This is a genomic window from Nitrospirota bacterium (genome assembly GCA_040755395.1).
Classification (GTDB): Bacteria; Nitrospirota; Nitrospiria; order Nitrospirales; family Nitrospiraceae; genus DATLZU01.
This window is the reverse complement of record JBFMAX010000007.1, coordinates 102,663-122,784: the sequence shown is the minus strand read 5'-3', so window position 1 is coordinate 122,784 and position 20,122 is coordinate 102,663. Positions and strand designations below refer to the sequence as shown.

Here is a 20,122-nt window from a genome sequence, read left to right as displayed (position 1 = left end):
GTGATAACCCAGCGTCAAACTGCTTCACGGGTGTCGAGGCTTTCGAACTTCGCGAACTTATCGTGAAAGAACAGTTGCCGGTCTCCGATCGGACCGTTGCGGTGTTTCCGCACGAGAATATCGGCGATCCCCTTCTTTTCCGAGTTCGGATCGTAGACTTCTTCACGATAAATGAAAATCACCACGTCCGCGTCCTGCTCGATGGCGCCGCTTTCGCGCAGGTCCGCAAGCATCGGAATCGGCGGTTTGCGGTTTTCGACGTTGCGGCTCAACTGCGACAGTGCGACGACCGGGATATTGAGTTCCTTGGCCAGTCCTTTCAAGGACCGGGAAATGTCGGAGATCTCCTGTTGGCGAGACTCGGCGTCGCTACGGCCCTGCATCAACTGGAGATAATCCACGATCAACAGGTCGAGACCTCGCTCCGCCTTGAGGCGCCTCGCCTTGCCCCGCATTTGTTGGACCGAGAGCGCCCCCGTGTCATCAATGAAAATCGGCGCCTGTTCGAGACGACCGGCCGCCTCGGCCAGCCGCCACCAATCCTCCTTCTGCAGTCTCCCGGTCCGTAACGCGTGAGAATCCACGCGGGCTTCCGAACTCAGCATCCGGAGCACCAATTGAGGCTTGGACATCTCCAGACTGAAAATCCCGACGACAGCCCCTACATGGATGGCGGCGTGCTGGGCGATCCCGAGCGCCAGGCTGGTCTTGCCCATGCTGGGGCGCCCGGCAATCACGACGAGATCCGATGCCTGCAGACCGGCCGTCAGATCATCAAGATCGTAAAACCCGGTCGGCACCCCCGTAACCCGCTCTTTCCGTTTCGAGAGGCGGTCGACGAGTTCGAGACTTTCTTTGATGATATGGTTGATCTGCGTGAACGAGCGGCCGAGCTTCCCTTGAGCAAGACTGAACACCGATTGCTCGGCAAACTCCAACAACTCATCGATCGGGGCCGTACCCTCGTACCCGCGGGCGATGACGTCGGTGGCTGTGCTGATCAGTCCCCGGAGGAGCGCTTTGTCCCGAACGATCTTGCAGTGGTAGCGGATATTCGCCGCGCTCGGCACCATCTGGACGAGTTCCGCCAGATAGGCGGCGCCTCCCACCGCTTCCAACTCACCTCTCTCCTTGAGCCGCTCGGTCAGGGTGATCTGGTCGATCACCTCTCCGATCTCGGACAGTTCTAGCATCGCGCGATAGATCTTCCTATGCGCTGTCCGATAGAAATCTTCTTCGCTCAACAGTTCCATAGCCTTGGCCATCGCCCCATTATCGAGCAGAATGGCGCCCAAAACCGATTGCTCGGCTTCCAGGTTTTGGGGGGGCAGTTTAGGTTCGGAAAGATCGACTGTCGCCATGACCGTCGCTGTTCCTGTCAGGAGCTTGTTGTTCCGCCGACCAAACCGGCAAGCGCTTGAATCTTGACCCGCTTGAAGGAATGCGTCTTGGAGCGGCGTTTCTCCGACCGCTTTGAAGCTGGACTGGATGAAAGATTTTCGATCATCAGCACTTCGTCAAAGGAAAGGCCGGGGGCACCGAGCACAAGAGCCGCAGTGGCCTGATACCGCCGCGATTCTTCGATAGCCGCCCCGACTGTCTCGGCGGGACGCTTCCGAACAGTCCCATGAATGACCCTACACCCGCGCGCCCTTAACAGGTTCGTCACCTGAAAAAGCCGCTGGGACAAGTGGGCCGGCGCGCAGACTACATAGTCAGGCCCTGCTTGGCGGATCTCGCCGGCAATGTCCGCGCTCAACGCGCGGAAGAGTCGATCGACATCCAACGCGAAGCCGGTGGACGGCAGATCTCGACCGAATCGTCCGATCAAGTGATCGTAGCGTCCGCCGCCACCGAGTTCGCATCCAACCCCATCCGCAAACACGTCGAACACGAGCCCGTCATAATATTCGAAGCCGCGGAATTCGCCGAGGTCGAGCAAGAGGCAGCCGTGGAGGTCAGCGGACTCCAGCAACCGATACACCTGAGTGAGCCGATCGAGCGTCGATTGCAGCGTACGATCCCGTCCGGCAAGCCGACGCCCTCGATCCAGCACTTCCTCCCGCCCATAGAGTCCGGGCGCTTCGAGGATCGACCGAGCCTGGACCAGGGGCACTCGCTCGGACGAAAGAATTTCTTCGAGGCGCGGCAGATCCTTGCGCGCCGCGGCCTGTTCGGCCCGCTTTCGTCCCTCCGCAGACATCCCTGTTCCGGCCAGCAGTCCCTTGAAAAACCCGACGTGCCCCAGAGAGACTTTGAATGAACGGAGCCCGACTTGTTTCAAGCATTCGGCCATGAGCGCGATGATTTCGGCGTCGGCGGCAATATCGTCCCGCCCGATCAGTTCCGCTCCGACTTGAAAAATCTCCCGATCCCGCCCAGCATGTTCCGGCTCGTACCGAAAGACGGAGGTCCGATAGGACAGGCGCAAGGGGATTTGCCGATCGATCATCCCCATCGCCACGGTCCGAGCAATCTGCGCAGTGGCGTCCGGCCGCAGGAGCAAGATACGGCCGGTCGTACGATCGGCGAACTGGTAACACTTCTCGATGATGTCCTGCTCAAGGCCCGGTGCCAGCACGTCCAAGTATTCGAACGTAGGCAGGATAATTTCGTCATAGCCCCAACGACTCAACTGGGTCAGGAGAATTCCCTCAAGCCACCGGACCTGCAGCGCGACGTGAGGCAAAATGGTCGTCATGCCCGCCGGCACGAGTGAACGTTCCTGTCTGGACATCGGGCGGGAGGGATGAGTGGACGGTGTGCTCGGCGGGCGAGCCATGGCCAATGGAGGGTCGGTTACAGACCCATGGAGAGATCGGCGACCTTGACCGAGAGAATGTTTCTCGCGGACTTAATCTGGTCCAGCACCTCGCGAGATAAGGGGACGTCGGTACCAATGATCAATAAGGCGTTGCCGCCGCGTTCCTCGCGGGAGCACTGCATGCGGGCGATGTTGATGTCGTGATCTCCTAGTACTTTTCCGACCTCGCCGATCACGCCCGGGCGATCGACGTTGAGGATCAGCAGGAGGTGCCCCTCCGGCACCACTTCGACTTGGAACGTGTCGATTTCGACGATGCGAGGCTCCTTGCGATTGTGAAGCGTGCCGGCCACATGGTGCACACGTCTGCCCGCTTCGACCCAGACCCGGATCACACTCGTGAAGTCGCCGGCGTCTCCGCTCTTGACCTCTTTCACTTCGATCCCCCGCTCCTTGGCCACGACCGGTGCGTTCACGAAATTGACTGCGTTTTCGAGTATGGGGGTCAGGAGTCCCTTCAAGACCGCGATCGTCAGCGGAGCGACAGTGAGCGAAGACACCTCTCCGTTGTATTCAACGGTGACCCGCTCGAGTCCGCCCTCGTAAAGCTGGGCTTGCAAGAGGCCGACTTTTTCGGCCAATGCCAAATACGGCTGGAGCTGAGGAAGAAGTTCAGGCGGCACCGATGGGACGTTGACGGCGCCACGCGCGATGCCCTTGGTGAAGTAATCAACGATCTGCTCTGCAATGCCGATGGCGACGTTTTCCTGTGCCTCCGTCGTCGACGCGCCGATGTGCGGGGTGCAGATGAAATTGTCCAGGGTGAGCAGGGGATGATCCGGCTTGACCGGCTCTTGGTCGAATACGTCGAACGCGGCGGCGGCGACCTTCTTGGTCTTGAGCGCCTCGCAGAGGTCGGCCTCGTTGACGATCCCGCCGCGCGCGCAGTTGACGATCATCACGCCGGGCTTCATCTTGGCGATGGTCCGAACGTCGATCAGCGATCTGGTTTCAGGGGTCAAGGGCGTGTGGACCGAGATAATGTCGCTCCGGCGAAACAGTTCATCGAGATCCACCATCTCGACCCCCATCTTGCGTGCCCGTTCCTCGGCCAGATAGGGGTCGTAGGCGATGACGTTCATGCCGATCCCCTGCGCTAGCTTGGTCAGATAGCCCCCGATCTGTCCGACACCGACGATCCCCAAGATCTTGTTGTACAGCTCGACGCCCATGAACCGCTCTTTCTCCCACTTCCCGGCCTTCATGGACGCAGTCGCCTGGGGAATCCGTCGGGTCATCGCGAAGATCATCGCCATGGTATGTTCGGCGGTTGTCACAGTGTTACCGCCTGGTGTATTCATGACCACGATGCCACGGCGGGTCGCTGCTTGGGTATCCACATTGTCCAGCCCGGAGCCAGCACGCCCTATGACCTTGAGACGCTCTGCTGCGTCGATCACATCCGCGGTGACTCTCGTCGCCGAACGGACGATCAAACCATCACAATCTTTGATCTCCTTGAGCAACTCATCCTTGGAGAGCTTGGTTTTGACGACAACGGTGAATCCCGCCTTTTCGAGGACCTCGATCCCTTGCTTTGACAAGCTGTCACTGACCAGAATTTTCATACTCGTTCGGCTTTTTTTCGACTCGGGCAATGGGTCTGGGTCAGACGCTCAGATTATCTCCGGTGGCCTCTCCCCGTGATGGCCTATCGCCCATCGCCTATGCTCTGAATTACACCATCAGCAATTCCTGCGCCTTCGCCACACCGCTGCCTAATTTGATCGGATGACCGAGGCCCCGCAGCACCATTTCAACGGCCGCCAAGGCCGTGATCACATCGAACCGATCCATATACCCCATATGGGAGAGCCGGAAAATCTTCCCTTTCAAGTGGTCTTGGCCGCCAGCGGCCGTGATCCCGTATTGCACCCTGAGGTTCTTATAGATCGCCTGACCATCAACGCCCTCGGGAGCGGAAACCGCCGTCACAGCATCGCTGGGCGACTCCTTGGGGAAAAGGGAGAGTCCGGCCGCCTTGACTCCCTCCCGCATGGCCTGAGCCAGCGCCGCTTGGCGGGCGAACACCGCTTCCAGTCCTTCTGCCTTCAGCATCTTGAGCACTTCCTGAAGCCCAAGGATTAGGGAGACCGCCGGGGTATATGCTGTTTGGTTCTTGATCTGAGAATCCCGCTCCTTCTTAAAGTTGAAATAAAACGCGCCGTTTTTCGCTTTCTCAGCCAATTGCCAGGCCTTCTCACTCACACTGACAAAGGCCAACCCGGGCGGCAGCATCAGCGCTTTCTGCGATCCCGTAATGACCACATCAATTCCCCACACGTCGGTCTTGATATCGAACACGCCCAACGCCGTAATGGCGTCGACCACCAGAATCGTTCCTTCGTATGGCTTGACAATCTCCGCCAGAGTTTTCACATCGTGCGCGACGCCGGTCGAGGTCTCGCTGGCCTGCACATAGACGGCCTTGATCGACGGATCTTTCTTGAGGGCATCGGCGACCGCCTGCGGGTCGACCGCCCGCCCCCATTCGACTTTGATCTCCGCGACCTGGGCACCAAATGTCTTACACAACTTGACCCACCGCTCTCCGAACTTGCCCGCGTTGACACAAAGCGCCTTGTCACCAGGGGACAGAAAATTCGACACCGACCCCTCCATTCCCCCGGTGCCCGAGGAGGCAAGAATCAGCACATCGTTGCGGGTTTGAAAGAGCCATTTGAGATCTTCGCGCACTTCGGCGAACACTTGGACGAATTCGGGCGCGCGGTGGTGAATAACCGGCCGCGCCATCGCCAGCAGGACCTCCGGCGGCACAGGAGTCGGTCCCGGAGCGAGTAGATACCGTTTCAACATCGACCCGTCCTCCTCAACTCCACAAAGATTTGGGGTCCACAAAGATTTGGGGGTTCTCTAGGTCAGGAAGGGCGGTACGCTATCACAGCCCTTGTGAGAGAGTCAAGGCAACCTACACCTCCAGGACCGTCTTGTTTTCCAGTCGGTTGAATAGCCTCAGGTTCATCGCTCCTCGCACCGACGCACTGATTGCTGTCTTCGCACGCGCATTTCATTTTCATTAGCTTCCTTGACAACACCAGGAACAATCGTTAAGGTAGCTAAAACTTTGGATTTTTGTGGCGTGCGCTCATCGACTGATCGATTCGTGGGGCGCAGGAGCCCGGAAGAAACTGCGGAGAGTAGACAGGTGAAAAACTTATTCGTGGTTGCTTTACCGATCGTGGCCTTGACTGCAGTGGCCTTATCGACACCCGCAACGGCTGAACAAGCAGTCGTAGTGGCCTCGGCGGCACAGGTTCCGGCATCGGTCGATGAATCCTCATCGGCCCCCCACCTCGCTTCACAACCAGCTGAAAAGCCGCCGGGAGCGGAAGAGTCCTCAAACGGGCTTTCTCAGGACGATTCTCTTGCCGACAAGACAGTCGTAGAGCCGGCTTCGGCTTCGGAGAAAACCGCCTTATCTCAACAGGCCACCGACTCGCAGTCTAGCCTGTCCGTAGGGGGATCGGAGAAGGCCTCCGAGGGAGAGAGAGAAGTCACTTACAACGTCCCCATCGTGGTGGATTCCTCAGTCCAGGGCCACATTCGCTACTTCAACACCTCAATTCGTGATCGGTTCGAGAAATGGCTGCTCCGACTGGGCAAGTACAAGCCGTTGGTCGAGAGCATCTTTTCTGAATTCGATTTGCCGAGTGACCTGGTGTACCTCTCCCTGGTCGAGAGCGGCTTCAATCCGCATGCGTACTCTCGAGCCCGCGCCACCGGGCCATGGCAGTTTATGAAAGGTACGGCGAAGCTCTATGGGCTTCGGGTCGATCAGTACGTGGATGAACGTCGAGATCCCATCAAGTCAACGGTTGCGGCAGCCCGGTATCTGAAGGATCTCTACGATCTCTTCGGAAGTTGGCCGTTGGCGATGGCCGCCTACAATGCCGGCGAAGGAAAAGTGCTGCGTGCGCTGCAGAAGGCCCAAGCTGAAAGTTTCAAAGAAATTTCCCGCACCAAGCTGATCCGTCGGGAAACCAAAGAATACGTTCCCCGTTTCATGGCGGCCACGATCATCGCAAAGAATCCGGATCGTTATGGATTTCCTCTGGAAGGCGTCACGCCCCACAGCTTTGAAGAAGTGATCGTCCGCCGTCCGATCCATTTCCGGGCGATCTCGAACGTCACCGGCATTCCTTATCAGGAGCTGAAGAATCTGAACCCGGAGCTTCGCCGGGACGCGACACCGCCCGATGACGCAGAGTATCATCTAAAGGTACCGGCAGGAACCAAAGAGAAGGTCGAACAACTGCTGGACCGCATTCCGACCTACAAGCACATCCCGCTTGCCGTGAAGTCCAAGCACAGCCGCACAGACCATGGAAGCACGAAAGTGTATCGCGTACGGGTGGGCGACACGCTCGAAAAGATCGCCAAACGCTTCCGAATCTCGGTGAAAGTGCTCAAGGCGAGAAACAACCTCACCAGCGCCCTGATTAAGCCGGGCGACGTGCTCGCGATCAGATAACGCTCCTCGCTTTCCTGCCAGACAGACGCTCTTCGTCTCCCTCCGAGCGACACGCATCTGAAAAATCGGCTAGCGTTGTGTAGCGTCCGATGAAGGGGGATGGTCGGCTGGATTCGTAGCGGACCCTCCGGGTTGTGATTCGGTCGTCGCGGTTCCAGAAGAAGTTCCCGCCGGTCCTTTCTTCACTTCCAACACCTTGATACGGACCGCAGCCTCGCTGGCAAAGGGAGAGCTGGGATAGTCTTTGATCAACTGCTGGTAATGGCTCAATGCGCTTTCCGGCCGTGATTGAGCCTCTTCGAGCTTGCCCAGTTCAAAAAGCGCGTTGTCTTTATTCAAGGCACCTGGCAGTTGTACGACCGTTGAAAACACTTTGGCCGCCTGATCCCGATCTCCTTTCAAGAGATATGCGTAGCCCAATCGCTGCTGAACCAGTCCGAGCAATGCGGAATTGGAAGCATACAGCAGGACGTACCGCTTGTAGGCCTCGATCGCCGCATCGATCTCGTTCGCCTGCACCAACGCATTTCCCAAATGGTATAAGGCGAGCGGCGCGCTGGGAGTGCGCGGATACTGTTCCACCACTTGGCGATACTTCTTGATCGCCTCCTTAAGATTGGCGTCGGCTTGTTCCGGTTTGTCGGCAGGACGCGTCAAATAATGGCGGGTCGCTTCGCGGTACAAACCGAGCGCCGCCTCCGCCGTACGGTGGTCATACCAGAGCACGCCGATCACAATTGCCACCGCCGCGACCAGTACTGCGCCTCCAACCAGAATCGCCCGGCGATATTCCTGAATCGTCAACCACAGACGCTCCATCCCGCTGAGAAGCTGCGTCTCGTTCACCGGGTCGCTTTTTGATGGAATCTTAATGCGGTAGGACATCGGTCGCGCCTGGATGCCGATGGCCGGCAATCATTCTCCGGCTCGGCGGTGACGGGCCTTATACTAAGGTTCGCCGCAGATTGTCAATCGCGCCAAAATCCGGATCCCCCCCAGTGCCCGGTCGTTGACACTGAGGATCAGCGAGTATAGCGTACCGCAGCGAAACCGGCGTGGCACGATGGCGTCAACCGACGAGACCGATCGGTATTTTCAGTTCATTGAGAGGCTCCGGCAACTGGAGCGGCAGCACCTGCTGCGCCGGCCGAAACCGCTGCAGTCGGCGACCGGCCCGGTCGTCTCGATTGACGGCCGTGAAGTTATTCTGTTGGCATCGAACGACTATCTCGGTCTTGCCACCCATCCTCAACTCATTCAATCCGCCGTCCAGGCCACCGAGAAATTCGGTGTCGGCGCCGGCGCGTCTCGCCTGGTCTCCGGAACACTCCCGCCCCATATAGAGCTGGAGTCGGCATTGGCTCGCTTCAAAGGTACGGAGGCGGCTCTGGTGTTCGGTTCGGGTTATCTCGCCAATCTTGGAATGATCCCGGCATTGATCGGGTCCGGCGGGCTCATCTTGGCCGATCGCTTGTGCCATGCCAGCTTGATCGACGGGTGCCGTTTGAGCGGAGCCGACTTTCGCGTGTTCCGGCACCGCGACATGGAGCATCTCGAATCCTTGCTTCGGCGTCGACCGGCGGGACGACGGACGCTGATCGTTACCGACGGTCTGTTCAGCATGGACGGCGACTTGGCTCCTCTGCTCGACCTCGCTACGCTGGCGGAGCAGTATGGGGCACAGATCCTTATCGATGACGCCCACGCCACCGGCGTAATGGGCGAGCGCGGTCGCGGTTCGCTGGAACATTTCAGCGTCGAGTCGCGCATCCCGTTCCATATGGGCACGCTCGGGAAAGCGCTGGGCGGGATCGGCGCCTATGTCGTCGGGCCAGCCCCGTTCATCGACTATCTGATCAACACGGCTCGGTCTTTCATATTCACCACTGCGCCGCCACCCGCCAGCGCCGCCGCATCAACAGCCGCGTTGACGATCCTCGAGACGGAGCCCGAGCGGCGCGCACGCCTGTGGGCCAATCGCCGGCATTTCTCTTCCGGGCTGCGATCGCTTGGCTTCGACACGGCCGACAGCCTCAGTCCGATCATCCCGGTGCTCATCGGCGAAGCCGAGCGCGCCCTCGCGATGGCTCAGAAACTCCTCGAATATGGCGTGTACGCTCCGGCGATCCGGCCCCCGACCGTCCCCAAAGGAACGAGCCGGATCAGAACCACGGTGACCTCCGAACACACGAGCGAGCAGCTTGACGCCGCGCTGGAAGCTTTTCGGAAGGCCGGGAAAGATTTGGGCTTGATCTGACTCGCGCTTTTCACCGCCCCTCACGCCGTCCTCCGTCGACGGTCCCCGATGTGCCCCGTTAAAGGCGCATTGGCTTGTGTCTATTTTCTTGCTTTCTGAAATCGATGTGGCATGATGGCCACAGGTTTCCGACCGTTCGAAGGGCTATCCGCTCCAACAACTAACAACAGATCATTTTTTCATCTCGGGCAGTCGTTATTCTGCATTCGATCCGCCAGGGAGGAGGGTTCGGTTCATGGATATTTCGCAGTTACTGACGTTTGCCGTCAAAGAAGGCGCCTCGGACTGTCATCTCAGCGCCGGCGAGCCGCCGATGGTCCGGATCCACGGAGACTTGAAGAAACTGGACCATCCGCCGTTGAGCATGGAGGAAGTCCACGCGCTCGTGTACGACATGATGAGCGACGTGCAGCGCAAGATCTTCGAAGAGCATCGCGAATGCGATTTCTCCTTCGCGATGGGCGACATTGCGCGCTTCCGCGTCAACGTCTTCCTGCAGAACCGCGGTTTGGGAGCCGTTTTCCGAACCATTCCGACGGAGATCATTCCGCTCGAGAAACTCGGCATGCCCCCGATCATCCGGCAGCTCTGCGACAGAGAAAAGGGGCTGATCCTCGTCACCGGTCCGACCGGGTCCGGCAAGTCGACCACGCTGGCCGCGATGATCGATTACCTCAACAACACGTTCGAGGGGCATGTCATCACGATCGAGGACCCCATCGAGTTCGTCCACAAGTCCAAAAAGTGCCTGATCAACCAACGGGAATTGGGCGTGCATACGCTCTCGTTCGCCAACGCCCTTCGCTCGGCTCTACGCGAGGACCCGGACATTATCCTGGTCGGCGAAATGCGGGACCTGGAGACGATCCAACTCGCGCTGACCGCGGCCGAGACGGGACACTTGGTGCTGGCGACCCTCCATACGTCGAGCGCGCCCAAGACCGTCGACCGGATCATCGACGCGTTCCCGCCGAACCAGCAGGCGCAGGTCCGTGCCCAGCTCGCCGAAACTCTGGAAGGCGTGCTGACGCAGACGCTGCTCAAGAAACGAACAGGCGGCCGGGTCGCGGCGGTCGAGATCATGGTCGGGACGACCGCGGTGCGGAACCTCATTCGTGAGGCCAAGCTCCATCAAATCCCCGGCATGATGCAGGCCAGCCAGAAGGACGGGATGCAGACGATGGACATGGCCTTGGTCGAACTGGTGAACCGAGGCTTGGTGACAAAAGGCGAGGCGCAGTCGCGGAGCATGAACCCGAATCTGTTCAACCAACCCGGGGCGACCGCCTGAGCGTCGGCGCCGCGACCGGTTTAGCAGCCGCTCGCGCATAACGGATTCGTCGGAGGCGGAGCATGGATATTCGCAGCTTGCTGAAGGTGATGGTGGACCGGGAAGCATCGGATCTGTATCTGACGGTCGATGCTCCGCCGGTGTACCGCATTCACGGCGTCACCCAACGGACCGACGCCCCGCCCTTCACGAACGAACAGCTCGAAGCCTTGGCGCTGGCCTTGATGCGTGGACAACAGCGGGGCGAGTTCGAAGAAAAGATGGAAATGAACCTGGCGCTCTACTACAAAGAATTGGGGCGCTTCCGAGTCAACATCTTCCGCCAGAAAGGCAACGTCGGGCTCGTCTTTCGGCTGATCAAGGCGGAGATTCAAACCGTCGAGGAACTGCAACTCCCGCCGATCATCAAGGACATCGCCATGACCAAGCGCGGTCTCGTGTTGGTCGTGGGCGCCACCGGATCCGGTAAGTCAACCACGCTGGCGGCCATGATCGACCATCGGAACACGATCGCGCCGGGGCACATTGTGACCGTAGAGGACCCGATCGAGTTCGTCCACCAGCACAAGAAGTGCATTATCACCCAGCGCGAGGTCGGCTTTGACACGCATTCGTTCCAGAACGCGCTCAAGAACACGCTGCGGCAGGCTCCGGACGTCATCCTGATCGGAGAAATCCGGGACACGGAGACCATGGAAGCGGCCATTACTTTCGCGGAAACCGGCCACCTCTGTTTGGGCACGTTGCACTCGAACAACGCCAACCAGGCCATCGAACGCATCATGAACTTCTTTCCGGTCGAACGGCACGCCCAGATCTATCTCCAGCTTTCGCTCAACCTCCGCGCCATCATTTCCCAGCGGCTGATCCCCTCGCTGGACGGCAAGCGAGTGCCTGCGCTGGAGATCATGCTGGACACCCCGCGCGTCAAGGACCTCATCAAGAAGGCGCAAGTGGACACGCTCAAGGAGGCGATGGAACAGGGAATCGAGGAAGGGTGCCAGACCTTCGATCACGTACTGTTCAATCTTTACAAGTCCGGCAAAATCAGCATTGAGCAGGCGCTCATCAATGCCGACAGCGCCAACAACCTGCGGCTGAAGATCAAGCTGGAAGGCTTAAAGGGCGAGGAAGCGCTCGCCGCCCTGCTGGATAAAGACAAGGAGGGGAAGGACAAAACGTTCCAGATCCAGGGCATGTCTCCGTCTTCGCCGAGCCCGCTCCGTAAACGCTGAGAGATAGGGCAGCCTTTCATTCGCCTTGGTCACTTTCCGTCGTGGTTGCTTCACCACACACCTTCCCGACCACGGAGAAGCTGTTTTCACCCCTTGCCAACCCGGCCGGCTGCCTGGATTTGCTCCAGGTAAGCCGCGATCTTCTCCACCGCCCCGGCGCTGAGCTTTTGTCCGTACCAGTTCGGCATTGTCCGATCGGGATAACCGGGCACCACGTAGACACTCGGCGAGAGGATCGACTCGATGATGTATTCCCGCACCGTCTTGGCCTTGCCGCGATACTTCGGATCGGCCAGCCGGTCAGGACCTGTGGCTCCCAGCAGCAGCTCAGGCCCGACCCGGCCGTTCGCCCCCGCGATGCCGGGAATCGTATGGCAGACCACGCAACCCGCTTTCACAAACAAGTCCTGGATCGGCTCTTCCCCGGTCACCAACGGCACAGCCTCGGGCGAGAGCAGGGGTGCAGCTTTGGCCCGTTGGGGCTCGGATTTGGATTTCGACGGAGTCGGGCCGGAACGTCCAAGCGCGAAGACCGCGGTCAGCAAGACCACACCGACGATGATGGCGGTCCAGGCCCTCTCGTTCGAGAGAGCCCGTGACTCCGCCTCCTCGTCATCGGAGGAAGACGGCTCTGGCGGTTCCTGATCGGATTCGGGATTCGACATGATCCAGGGAGACAGGTGTGAACCGAGTGATGGACTCGCCGGCTGGTTTGCCGTGATCAAAGCGCCCGCGCGGCCTCATCGCGCCTCTGATCACGTATGTAAGCGGTTCGGCCCGCGGACAGCCTGCTTCCGTCCCTATTGTTTCTCCGCATCCATGGCGCAACGGAACCCTGTGGTGCGATCATGGAAGTCCGGCTCGGCAGAAAAGCGCGCGGTCGTGCGGAGCTTGCGCGGAATGTCGTACCAACTCCCGCCTCGATAGACCTTTCTCTCCCCCGCCTCGGGCCCGGTCGGATTGTCCTTAGGACTCTTGGAATAGTACTCACGGTCATACCAATCGGCAACCCACTCTGAGGCATTCCCAGCCATATTATAGATCCCATAAGGACTCCGGCCCCCGGTTTTGGGAACCAGACCCGTGCGAATGTTGAATCCCTCCACGCCATAGGTCACCGGCGCCAAGGTCACCGGGTAACTCACCCAATCCCCCCGATTGTAATTCGCCAGATCGGGAAATGTATGCACGTCCCCCCACGGGTAACGGCGGCGATCGGTCCCCCGCGCAGCCTTCTCCCATTCGGCCTCGGTCGGCAGTCGTTTGCCGGCCCACTTACAGTAAGCCTCCGCATCATACCACGTCACATCGATCACAGGCCGGTCCGGCGCTGTGGTCACCGCGTCATCGTCCCACAAAGACGGCGGATCGTGCTTAGTATCCTGTAGAAACTTTGCGTAACGCTCAATCGTGACCTCGAATTGATCAATGTAGTACGCAGGTAGACACACCTCGTGTTCGGGACTCTCGTTCGGAAAACCTTGGGTCGGCTCGGCGCCGATGTTGCTCGTCCCCATTGGGAAACACCCAGCCGCGATCAGGACCATTGGGGCGCTGTCTTTCCCTTTTGGCACCGGTTCCGGAAGGGTGGCGGTTTCGTCGCTCTTTGTCTGCGCATCCTGCGAAGGGCCGGCGCCCATGGCCAAGACGCCAGCGACCAGTACGGCCGGAATCAAACCGCTGCTCCACCTTGGACGCATCATCAACCTCCCGCGAGCCGCCGCGGTGCGGCTTTCCGACCCTCTTGATGGGATTCAACCCCGATCAATCTTCCCCCCTGCTCCCTGACGAGACAGAGAACCGATTGCGGTCCGTACAGAGCGAGAACATTTTGGCGTCCCCAACGGGATTTGAACCCGTGTTGCCGGCTTGAAAGGCCGGCGTCCTAGGCCAGGCTAGACGATGGGGACGCATGCGCGAGGCTTCTTTGAGAACCGGGTATCTGTTTATCACACTCGAGACTCGAGTGTCACTAGCGCCCAGTCCCGGTCTCCACACCGAACGCGCGCAGAGAAGCGGTGGCGGCCGCGGAAGCGGCGAAAGAAAACATCGAGGTTGACGATGGACGGCCGGGACGATAGGCTACGATATGCCAAGACCGCCTCACATCACATTACATTCGAAGCACGAGGTCGATCCGTGAGCCATCAACAGCGAACAGCCGCCGCCTTCACGCTCCTCGCCGATGACGACTTGTACCTCTTCAACGAAGGCACGCACTTCCACCTCTACGACAAGCTCGGCGCGCACCCCGCCGTTGTCGACGGCATAGACGGGACGTATTTTGCGGTCTGGGCCCCGGATGCGGAGCGGGTTTCGGTTATCGGGAACTTCAACGGCTGGAACCAAGACAGTCACTTCCTGCATCTGCGCGACGGATCCGGTATCTGGGAAGGCTTTATCCAGCACGTCGGCAAAGGCACGCTGTACAAGTACCATATCCGCTCCCGGCACCATGGTTATCGGGTCGACAAGGCGGACCCCTTCTCACGGTTCAACGAAGTCCCGCCCAAGACCGCCTCGATCATCTGGGACCTCGACTACGTCTGGCATGACGATGAATGGCTGCAGACCAGAGCGCGCCGGAACGCCTTCGACGCGCCGATCAGCATCTATGAAGTGCATCTTGGATCCTGGATGCGCATTCCCGAAGAGGGCAACCGCTCTTTGAGTTATCGCGAAGCGGCCGTCAAGCTCGCCGACTACGTCCAGCGAATGGGGTTCACGCACGTCGAGTTCCTGCCGCTGATGGATCACCCGTTTTTCGGTTCTTGGGGCTACCAGACCACCGGCTATTTCGCGCCGTCCGGTTGCTTCGGGACGCCGCAGGACCTCATGTACCTGATCGACGAATTGCACCGACACGGTATCGGCGTCATCCTCGACTGGGTGCCGTCGCACTTCCCGACCGACGAACACGGACTCGTCTATTTCGACGGCAGCCATCTCTACGAACACGCCGATCCGCGCCAAGGTTTTCATCCCGATTGGAACACCTGCATCTTCAACTACGGTCGCAATGAAGTCAGGAGCTTCCTGATCAGCAGCGCGCTCTTCTGGCTGGAGAAATATCACGTCGACGGGCTCCGTGTGGATGCCGTGGCGTCCATGCTGTATCTGGACTATTCACGGAACCCGGGCGAATGGATTCCCAATCCATACGGCGGCCGGGAAAACCTGGACGCGATCAGGTTTCTCCGCCGTCTGAACGAAGAGGTGTATCGGCGTCATCCGGACGTCCAGACGTACGCGGAGGAATCGACCGCATGGCCGGCGGTGTCGCGCCCGACCTACGCCGGCGGACTCGGCTTCGGCATGAAATGGGACATGGGCTGGATGCACGATACGCTCGAGTACATGGCCCTGGACCCGATCTACCGGAAGTATCAGCACAACAATCTCACCTTCCGCATGCTCTATGCGTTCCATGAAAACTTCGTCCTCCCGCTCTCACACGACGAAGTCGTGTATGGGAAAGGCTCGCTGCTCGGCAGAATGGCGGGCGACGACTGGCAGAAGTTCGCCAACCTGCGTCTGCTGTTCGGCTACATGTTCGCCCAAGCCGCCAAGAAGCTCCTGTTCATGGGCGGCGAATTCGGCCAGTGGCGCGAGTGGGCGCACGACGGGAGCCTGGATTGGCACCTGCTTCAGTACGCGTCCCATCAGGGATTGCAAAAATGGGTGGCGGACCTGAACGGCGTGTACCGGCGTGAGCCGGCGCTCCACGAGCGGGACTTCGATCCGGCCGGCTTCGAGTGGATCGACTGCCACGATGCGGACGCCAGCGTCATCAGCCTCTTGCGGCGCGGGACGTCCACCGACGAGCTGATCCTGGTCGTGTGCAATTTCACGCCGGTGCCGCGAGTCCACTATCGGATCGGCGCGCCGCGCGGGGGATTCTGGAAAGAACTGCTGAACAGCGACGCACGGGAGTACGGCGGAAGCGGGATGGGGAATCTCGGCGGGACGGAGGCCGATCCGTCGCCGCTCCACGGTCGTCCCTACTCGCTTACGCTCATCCTGCCGCCGCTCTCGGCGCTTTTCCTCAAATCCACCGCCTGAAGGGCGGCCCTCGGCCGTTGCACGAATCCTGTCCCGACGATTCTGGCGGCGCTTCTCACAACCGGCCGACGCGCGAGAGAAACGCCGGCATGGCGTCCCAAATATAATCCACGACCGAGAGGACGTAGGCGCGGGCGGCGTCGAGATTCTGTTGCCAATCCGGAATCGCTTCGTGCAGATCCAGAACCGGCTCTTCCTTCTCATAGCACACCTGATTGAACAGCAACGCCTCCCGCCCGAAGGATCGGTGGAGGACGTCCCGGTGGTCGAGGCCCATCGCCACGACCAGGTCTGCACGATCAAGCAACTCGCGCGTGACTCTCCGTTGCCTGTGTGGGGAGGGATCGATGCCCTTTTCCCACAACCGGCCGCGGATCAACGGATGGATCGGCTGAGGCTGCGCCTCGATCCCGGCCGACCCGATCATGGAGCGCAGGTCCGGCTCGATCCTGGCCTTTACGGCATACTCAGCGACCACGCTGCGGAAGATGTTCCCCGTGCACACGAACAAAATCGACTTCACATCTCCTCCCTTTTCCCGTCGGCAGAGGGTACAATAGGACCGACTCATCGCCTATGCTGACCCCGGCGAAACGGAACACACGGACCGTCGCTCCTCTGGACGGGCTGACCGGCGAGGCCGAGACGCTGCTCATCCGCCTTTGCCGGCTGACGGGCCAGGCCATCGCCGATTACGCTATGATCGAAGACGGCGATACGGTCATGGTCTGCATCTCGGGCGGCAAGGACAGTTACGGCCTGCTCGACATCCTGCTCGCATTGCGCAGCCGGGCTCCCGTCCGCTTCGAGCTTGTGGCGGTCAACCTCGACCAGAAGCAACCGGGTTTCCCCGCCCACGTGTTGCCCGAGTATCTCGCCAGTCTCGGCATACCCTATCACATCGAGGAACGGGACACCTATTCAATCGTCAAACGCCTGATCCCTGAGGGCGAGACCACCTGCTCGCTGTGCTCGCGGCTCCGGCGGGGCCATCTTTATCCGTCTCGCCGCCAAACTCGGCGCGACCAAGATCGCGTTCGGCCATCACCGCGACGACATTCTGGAGACGCTGTTTCTGAATCTCTTCTACAACGGGAAGCTCAAGGCCATGCCGCCGAAGCTCCGTGCGAAGGACGGACGCCACCTCGTGATCCGCCCGCTGGCCTATGTGAAGGAAGCGGATCTGGCTCGGTACGCCGAATTGCGGCGGTTTCCCATCATCCCCTGCGATCTTTGCGGTTCGCAGGCGGATTTAAAACGCAAACAGGTCAAGACGGTGTTGCGCGAGTGGGAGCAACGATTTCCCGGCTGCGGCGACAGCCTCTTTGCCGCGCTGGCCAATGTGCTGCCTTCCCACCTGATGGATCGTCGGCTTTTCGACTTTGCCGCACTACCCGCCGCATTGCCAGAAGTGAAGAGCGTCGCGCTCGACGAAAACGAACCCGCAGTCCTCACCGCTGACGTAGGCCTCGCGCCAGGGAACCCTTGCCCGATGTCGTACCCGGAAAGAGACGAGCGGCGGACAGTGGACAGCGAGGAGAAAGAAGAAGCAGGGCGCAGACGCCGGACACGCTCACTGCCCGAACACACGCCCGCGCCCTGACGCTTTACTGGAGACCGTGATGATCCTCGGCAAAAACCGATCGCTCGGGTTCAACCGGAAGCCTTTTCGTATTGCTCCTTGAGCAGGCGCAGCATGGCATCGACGCTCGCGCGCGCCTCCTTACTCATCCACTTGGAGCCGTCCGGCGCGTTCTCGACTTTATAAATTTCGCGCATGATGTTATCGCGCGTCTGCATGAGATCCAGCAGCGCCGGCGAGAATCCCTTGTCCTTGAGCTTGTCGATGAGGCCGTCTACCTTGCGGATGATTTGATCTACCTGAACCCGAAAGGCCTTCGGATCGGCGGGGAGATTCTCAACCTTCAGTTCATCTGCGAAGGCGGCGCCGACGGACAACCATCCGATCACGGCAGCCGTGACAAACAACTGTCCATATTCCTTTCTGGCCATGCAATCCTCCTTTCTGCAAGCTGGCCGATCAGCAAACGCCGGAGAACATAGGCGCACAATCGAACCTGCTCGGGCTCTCATGGGGCCCGGCGGGCGAAAATGTACCTCTCTCACTCGGAGAAAGTCCAGCCCCTCCCACGTCTTCGACAGGCCTGGCAGGACCATGGGTGGGTGTGGCAAGCTTCTCGGCATATGACTTCCCCCAGCCAAACCGGACAAACGGACCGATCCTGGCCACCGTTGTGGTCGATCGGCCTTGCCGTCGCGATCATGCTTATCGTGCCGTTCATCCTCTATTCGATCGCGCCCGAAGGTCCCATCCGGGAAGGCGACACCGTCTTCGCCAACGGTCGGCACAAGGTCGAGCTGGCGGACCCGGCTCCCTATCGGCAGGCAGGTTACGCCCGTTCATGCGTGATCGAACCGCGCGATCCCCTGGTGGTTCTGCGCCGTCCGTCGGACGGCACGATCCGCGCCCAGGTGCAGGGCAAGACCAAACTCGAATTCCCCTTCTGTCCGCCGCAAGCGGAAATCGTCGTCAAGCCTCAGCAGGTGTTTCAGAAGCCCGACTTGTTAAGCGACCTTAAGGACAGCATGGTCGAATTGTTTGCCCGATAGGCGACCTGAGGCGCGCGCCGAGCGATGTATTACCCTTTCAGCTTGGCGGCGAACTGCCGGCGGAACTTGGCGACCTTCGGCCCGATCACGTACTGACAATAGCCTTGCAACGGGTTGCGGACGAAATACTCCTGATGGTAGGCCTCGGCTATGTAAAAGGTCGAGGCCGGCACGACCTCGGTGACGACGGGACGATCGAACACCTTCTCTTTGGTCAGCGTCGCGATCACGTCTTCGGCGATCGCTTTCTGATCAGGTGAATGGTAGAAGATCGCGGACCGGTATTGCGTGCCGACATCGTTACCCTGGCGGTTGAGCGTGGTCGGATCGTGAACGGCGAAGAAGATCTCGAGCAGGTCGCGATACGGCACGACCTGTGGGTCAAACGTGATCTGCACCGCCTCGGCATGGCCGGTGCGGCCCGTGCATACCGCCTCGTAGGTGGGATTCGACACGCTTCCCCCGATGTAGCCGGACTCGACCGACGCGACGCCTTTCAGTTGGTCGTACACCGCTTCCAGACACCAAAAACATCCACCGGCCAGCGTGGCGATTTCCATTCCTGACCCAACCGGTCCGTCAACCATTCTCACCTCCGAAACATGTCGGCCGCTCGGATCGAGTCTTACGACGAGCCTCCAAGCCTTTTCCGAGAACCGGCCACGCCGCTAATGGGATCGTCCGAGTACATCCACGACGCGGCGCAGCCGCTCTTGTTCCTGCGCGCGCAGGGTTCTGAACTCCACGCCGAATTCCGTGCCCGTCGCCCAACGGACCTCGGCCACATCGATCGCGAGCGGCACATACTGCTCAGGCAAATGGATATGTAACGAGAGGAACGTCCCCGGTGTCACGGGTTCCTCACTGACAACGGTGCACCCGCTGACCGAAACACAGGAGACCAATCCGCCTCCGGCCACACCCGGCCCGGAAAAGGACACCGGCCATTGCACGTCGAAACGGGGATTCTCTCGTTCGCCCATGAGCATCTTGCGCCGTAACCCGACCGTCAGCAACGTTCAGCCGACCTTGTCCTCATCGAAGAATGGCAAGCCAGGCCGGTGTTGCGGAAGTCAGTACCCAAACAGAGAAACCCGAACACGGCAAGGCTAGGCCTATAGAGAAACCGTGTCAAGGACGAGAATCGCGCATGGAGTGAGCCGGATAGGCGAGAAACCTCCTGTCACCCAGCGCTGCGTATCCGGCTCCCCTCAGACCGTCACGCGGAATCGGCATCCGGCGAACCGCTCAAGAGAGCGTGCCGGTCGGCTTGTTCATTATCATGGGTGCCGCCGTGGCCGGGATCGTCATGTATAACGTCTGGCAGCTC

General features: G+C 59.9%; 17 protein-coding genes, 1 tRNA gene and 1 pseudogene. 7 read left to right on the top strand and 12 right to left on the bottom strand.

Annotation, left to right across the window (positions count from 1 at the left end; genetic code table 11):
• Positions 1-14 precede the first annotated feature (14 nt).
• The 4 genes from dnaB to AB1555_12280 all read right to left on the bottom strand — a co-directional run bounded on the left by dnaB (position 15) and on the right by AB1555_12280 (position 5,641).
• Positions 15-1,361 (bottom strand): replicative DNA helicase, encoded by a 1,347-nt coding sequence (gene dnaB / locus AB1555_12295; protein ID MEW6247468.1) that lies wholly within the window; start codon positions 1,359-1,361, stop codon positions 15-17.
• A 17-nt stretch (positions 1,362-1,378) separates the two neighbouring features.
• Entirely contained in the window at positions 1,379-2,701 is a 1,323-nt protein-coding gene (hisZ, locus tag AB1555_12290; GenBank protein MEW6247467.1) for an ATP phosphoribosyltransferase regulatory subunit, read from the bottom strand.
• Positions 2,702-2,799: 98 nt separating this feature from the next.
• On the bottom strand, positions 2,800-4,392 hold the full coding sequence (gene serA, locus AB1555_12285) for a phosphoglycerate dehydrogenase (protein ID MEW6247466.1): 1,593 nt from the start codon (positions 4,390-4,392) through the stop codon (positions 2,800-2,802).
• A 109-nt stretch (positions 4,393-4,501) separates the two neighbouring features.
• Complete coding sequence (locus tag AB1555_12280) at positions 4,502-5,641, bottom strand: alanine--glyoxylate aminotransferase family protein (GenBank protein ID MEW6247465.1); 1,140 nt, start codon at positions 5,639-5,641, stop codon at positions 4,502-4,504.
• A 229-nt stretch (positions 5,642-5,870) separates the two neighbouring features.
• Between AB1555_12280 and AB1555_12275 the strand changes: the two genes are divergently transcribed.
• Positions 5,871-7,316: a transglycosylase SLT domain-containing protein gene (locus tag AB1555_12275; protein ID MEW6247464.1), complete on the top strand. Its 1,446-nt coding sequence runs from the start codon at positions 5,871-5,873 to the stop codon at positions 7,314-7,316.
• Positions 7,317-7,385: 69 nt separating this feature from the next.
• On the opposite strand, the gene AB1555_12270 is transcribed toward AB1555_12275, so the two are convergent.
• Positions 7,386-8,201, bottom strand: a complete 816-nt coding sequence (locus AB1555_12270) for a tetratricopeptide repeat protein (protein ID MEW6247463.1) — start codon at positions 8,199-8,201, stop codon at positions 7,386-7,388.
• 178 nt (positions 8,202-8,379) lie between these two features.
• On the opposite strand from AB1555_12270, the gene bioF reads away from it, so the two are divergent.
• The 3 genes from bioF to AB1555_12255 all read left to right on the top strand — a co-directional run bounded on the left by bioF (position 8,380) and on the right by AB1555_12255 (position 12,099).
• Complete coding sequence (gene bioF / locus AB1555_12265) at positions 8,380-9,573, top strand: 8-amino-7-oxononanoate synthase (protein MEW6247462.1); 1,194 nt, start codon at positions 8,380-8,382, stop codon at positions 9,571-9,573.
• A gap of 235 nt (positions 9,574-9,808) precedes the next feature.
• On the top strand, positions 9,809-10,864 hold the full coding sequence (locus AB1555_12260; GenBank protein MEW6247461.1) for a type IV pilus twitching motility protein PilT: 1,056 nt from the start codon (positions 9,809-9,811) through the stop codon (positions 10,862-10,864).
• Between the two features lie 62 nt (positions 10,865-10,926).
• Entirely contained in the window at positions 10,927-12,099 is a 1,173-nt protein-coding gene (locus AB1555_12255; protein ID MEW6247460.1) for a PilT/PilU family type 4a pilus ATPase, read from the top strand.
• Positions 12,100-12,185: 86 nt separating this feature from the next.
• Here AB1555_12255 and AB1555_12250 read toward each other — a convergent pair whose 3' ends face one another.
• The 3 genes from AB1555_12250 to AB1555_12240 all read right to left on the bottom strand — a co-directional run bounded on the left by AB1555_12250 (position 12,186) and on the right by AB1555_12240 (position 14,009).
• Positions 12,186-12,764 (bottom strand): c-type cytochrome, encoded by a 579-nt coding sequence (locus tag AB1555_12250; protein MEW6247459.1) that lies wholly within the window; start codon positions 12,762-12,764, stop codon positions 12,186-12,188.
• A gap of 135 nt (positions 12,765-12,899) precedes the next feature.
• Positions 12,900-13,775 carry a formylglycine-generating enzyme family protein gene (locus AB1555_12245; protein ID MEW6247458.1) on the bottom strand — a complete coding sequence of 292 codons (876 nt, stop codon included), beginning with the start codon at positions 13,773-13,775 and terminating at the stop codon, positions 12,900-12,902.
• 156 nt (positions 13,776-13,931) lie between these two features.
• A tRNA-Glu gene (locus tag AB1555_12240) sits at positions 13,932-14,009 on the bottom strand.
• A gap of 229 nt (positions 14,010-14,238) precedes the next feature.
• Here AB1555_12240 and glgB point away from each other — a divergent pair.
• Positions 14,239-16,161 (top strand): 1,4-alpha-glucan branching protein GlgB, encoded by a 1,923-nt coding sequence (glgB, locus tag AB1555_12235; protein MEW6247457.1) that lies wholly within the window; start codon positions 14,239-14,241, stop codon positions 16,159-16,161.
• Between the two features lie 55 nt (positions 16,162-16,216).
• Here glgB and AB1555_12230 read toward each other — a convergent pair whose 3' ends face one another.
• Positions 16,217-16,684, bottom strand: a complete 468-nt coding sequence (locus tag AB1555_12230; GenBank protein ID MEW6247456.1) for a hypothetical protein — start codon at positions 16,682-16,684, stop codon at positions 16,217-16,219.
• 134 nt (positions 16,685-16,818) lie between these two features.
• Here AB1555_12230 and ttcA point away from each other — a divergent pair.
• Positions 16,819-17,764 (top strand): annotated as a pseudogene (ttcA, locus tag AB1555_12225) (tRNA 2-thiocytidine(32) synthetase TtcA).
• Between the two features lie 50 nt (positions 17,765-17,814).
• On the opposite strand, the gene AB1555_12220 reads toward ttcA, so the two are convergent.
• The gene (locus AB1555_12220) at positions 17,815-18,174 is read right to left on the bottom strand and encodes a hypothetical protein (GenBank protein ID MEW6247455.1); all 360 of its coding nucleotides are present in this window, start codon (positions 18,172-18,174) and stop codon (positions 17,815-17,817) included.
• A 192-nt stretch (positions 18,175-18,366) separates the two neighbouring features.
• Between AB1555_12220 and AB1555_12215 the strand changes: the two genes are divergently transcribed.
• A complete protein-coding gene (locus tag AB1555_12215) occupies positions 18,367-18,792 on the top strand; it encodes a hypothetical protein (protein ID MEW6247454.1) in 426 nt (141 codons plus the stop codon).
• 29 nt (positions 18,793-18,821) lie between these two features.
• Here the strand turns inward: AB1555_12215 and msrA are convergent, their stop codons facing one another.
• Both msrA and AB1555_12205 read right to left on the bottom strand, forming a co-directional pair.
• A complete protein-coding gene (msrA, locus tag AB1555_12210; GenBank protein MEW6247453.1) occupies positions 18,822-19,379 on the bottom strand; it encodes a peptide-methionine (S)-S-oxide reductase MsrA in 558 nt (185 codons plus the stop codon).
• Between the two features lie 81 nt (positions 19,380-19,460).
• Positions 19,461-19,775: a PilZ domain-containing protein gene (locus AB1555_12205; GenBank protein MEW6247452.1), complete on the bottom strand. Its 315-nt coding sequence runs from the start codon at positions 19,773-19,775 to the stop codon at positions 19,461-19,463.
• Positions 19,776-20,122: the final 347 nt, after the last annotated feature.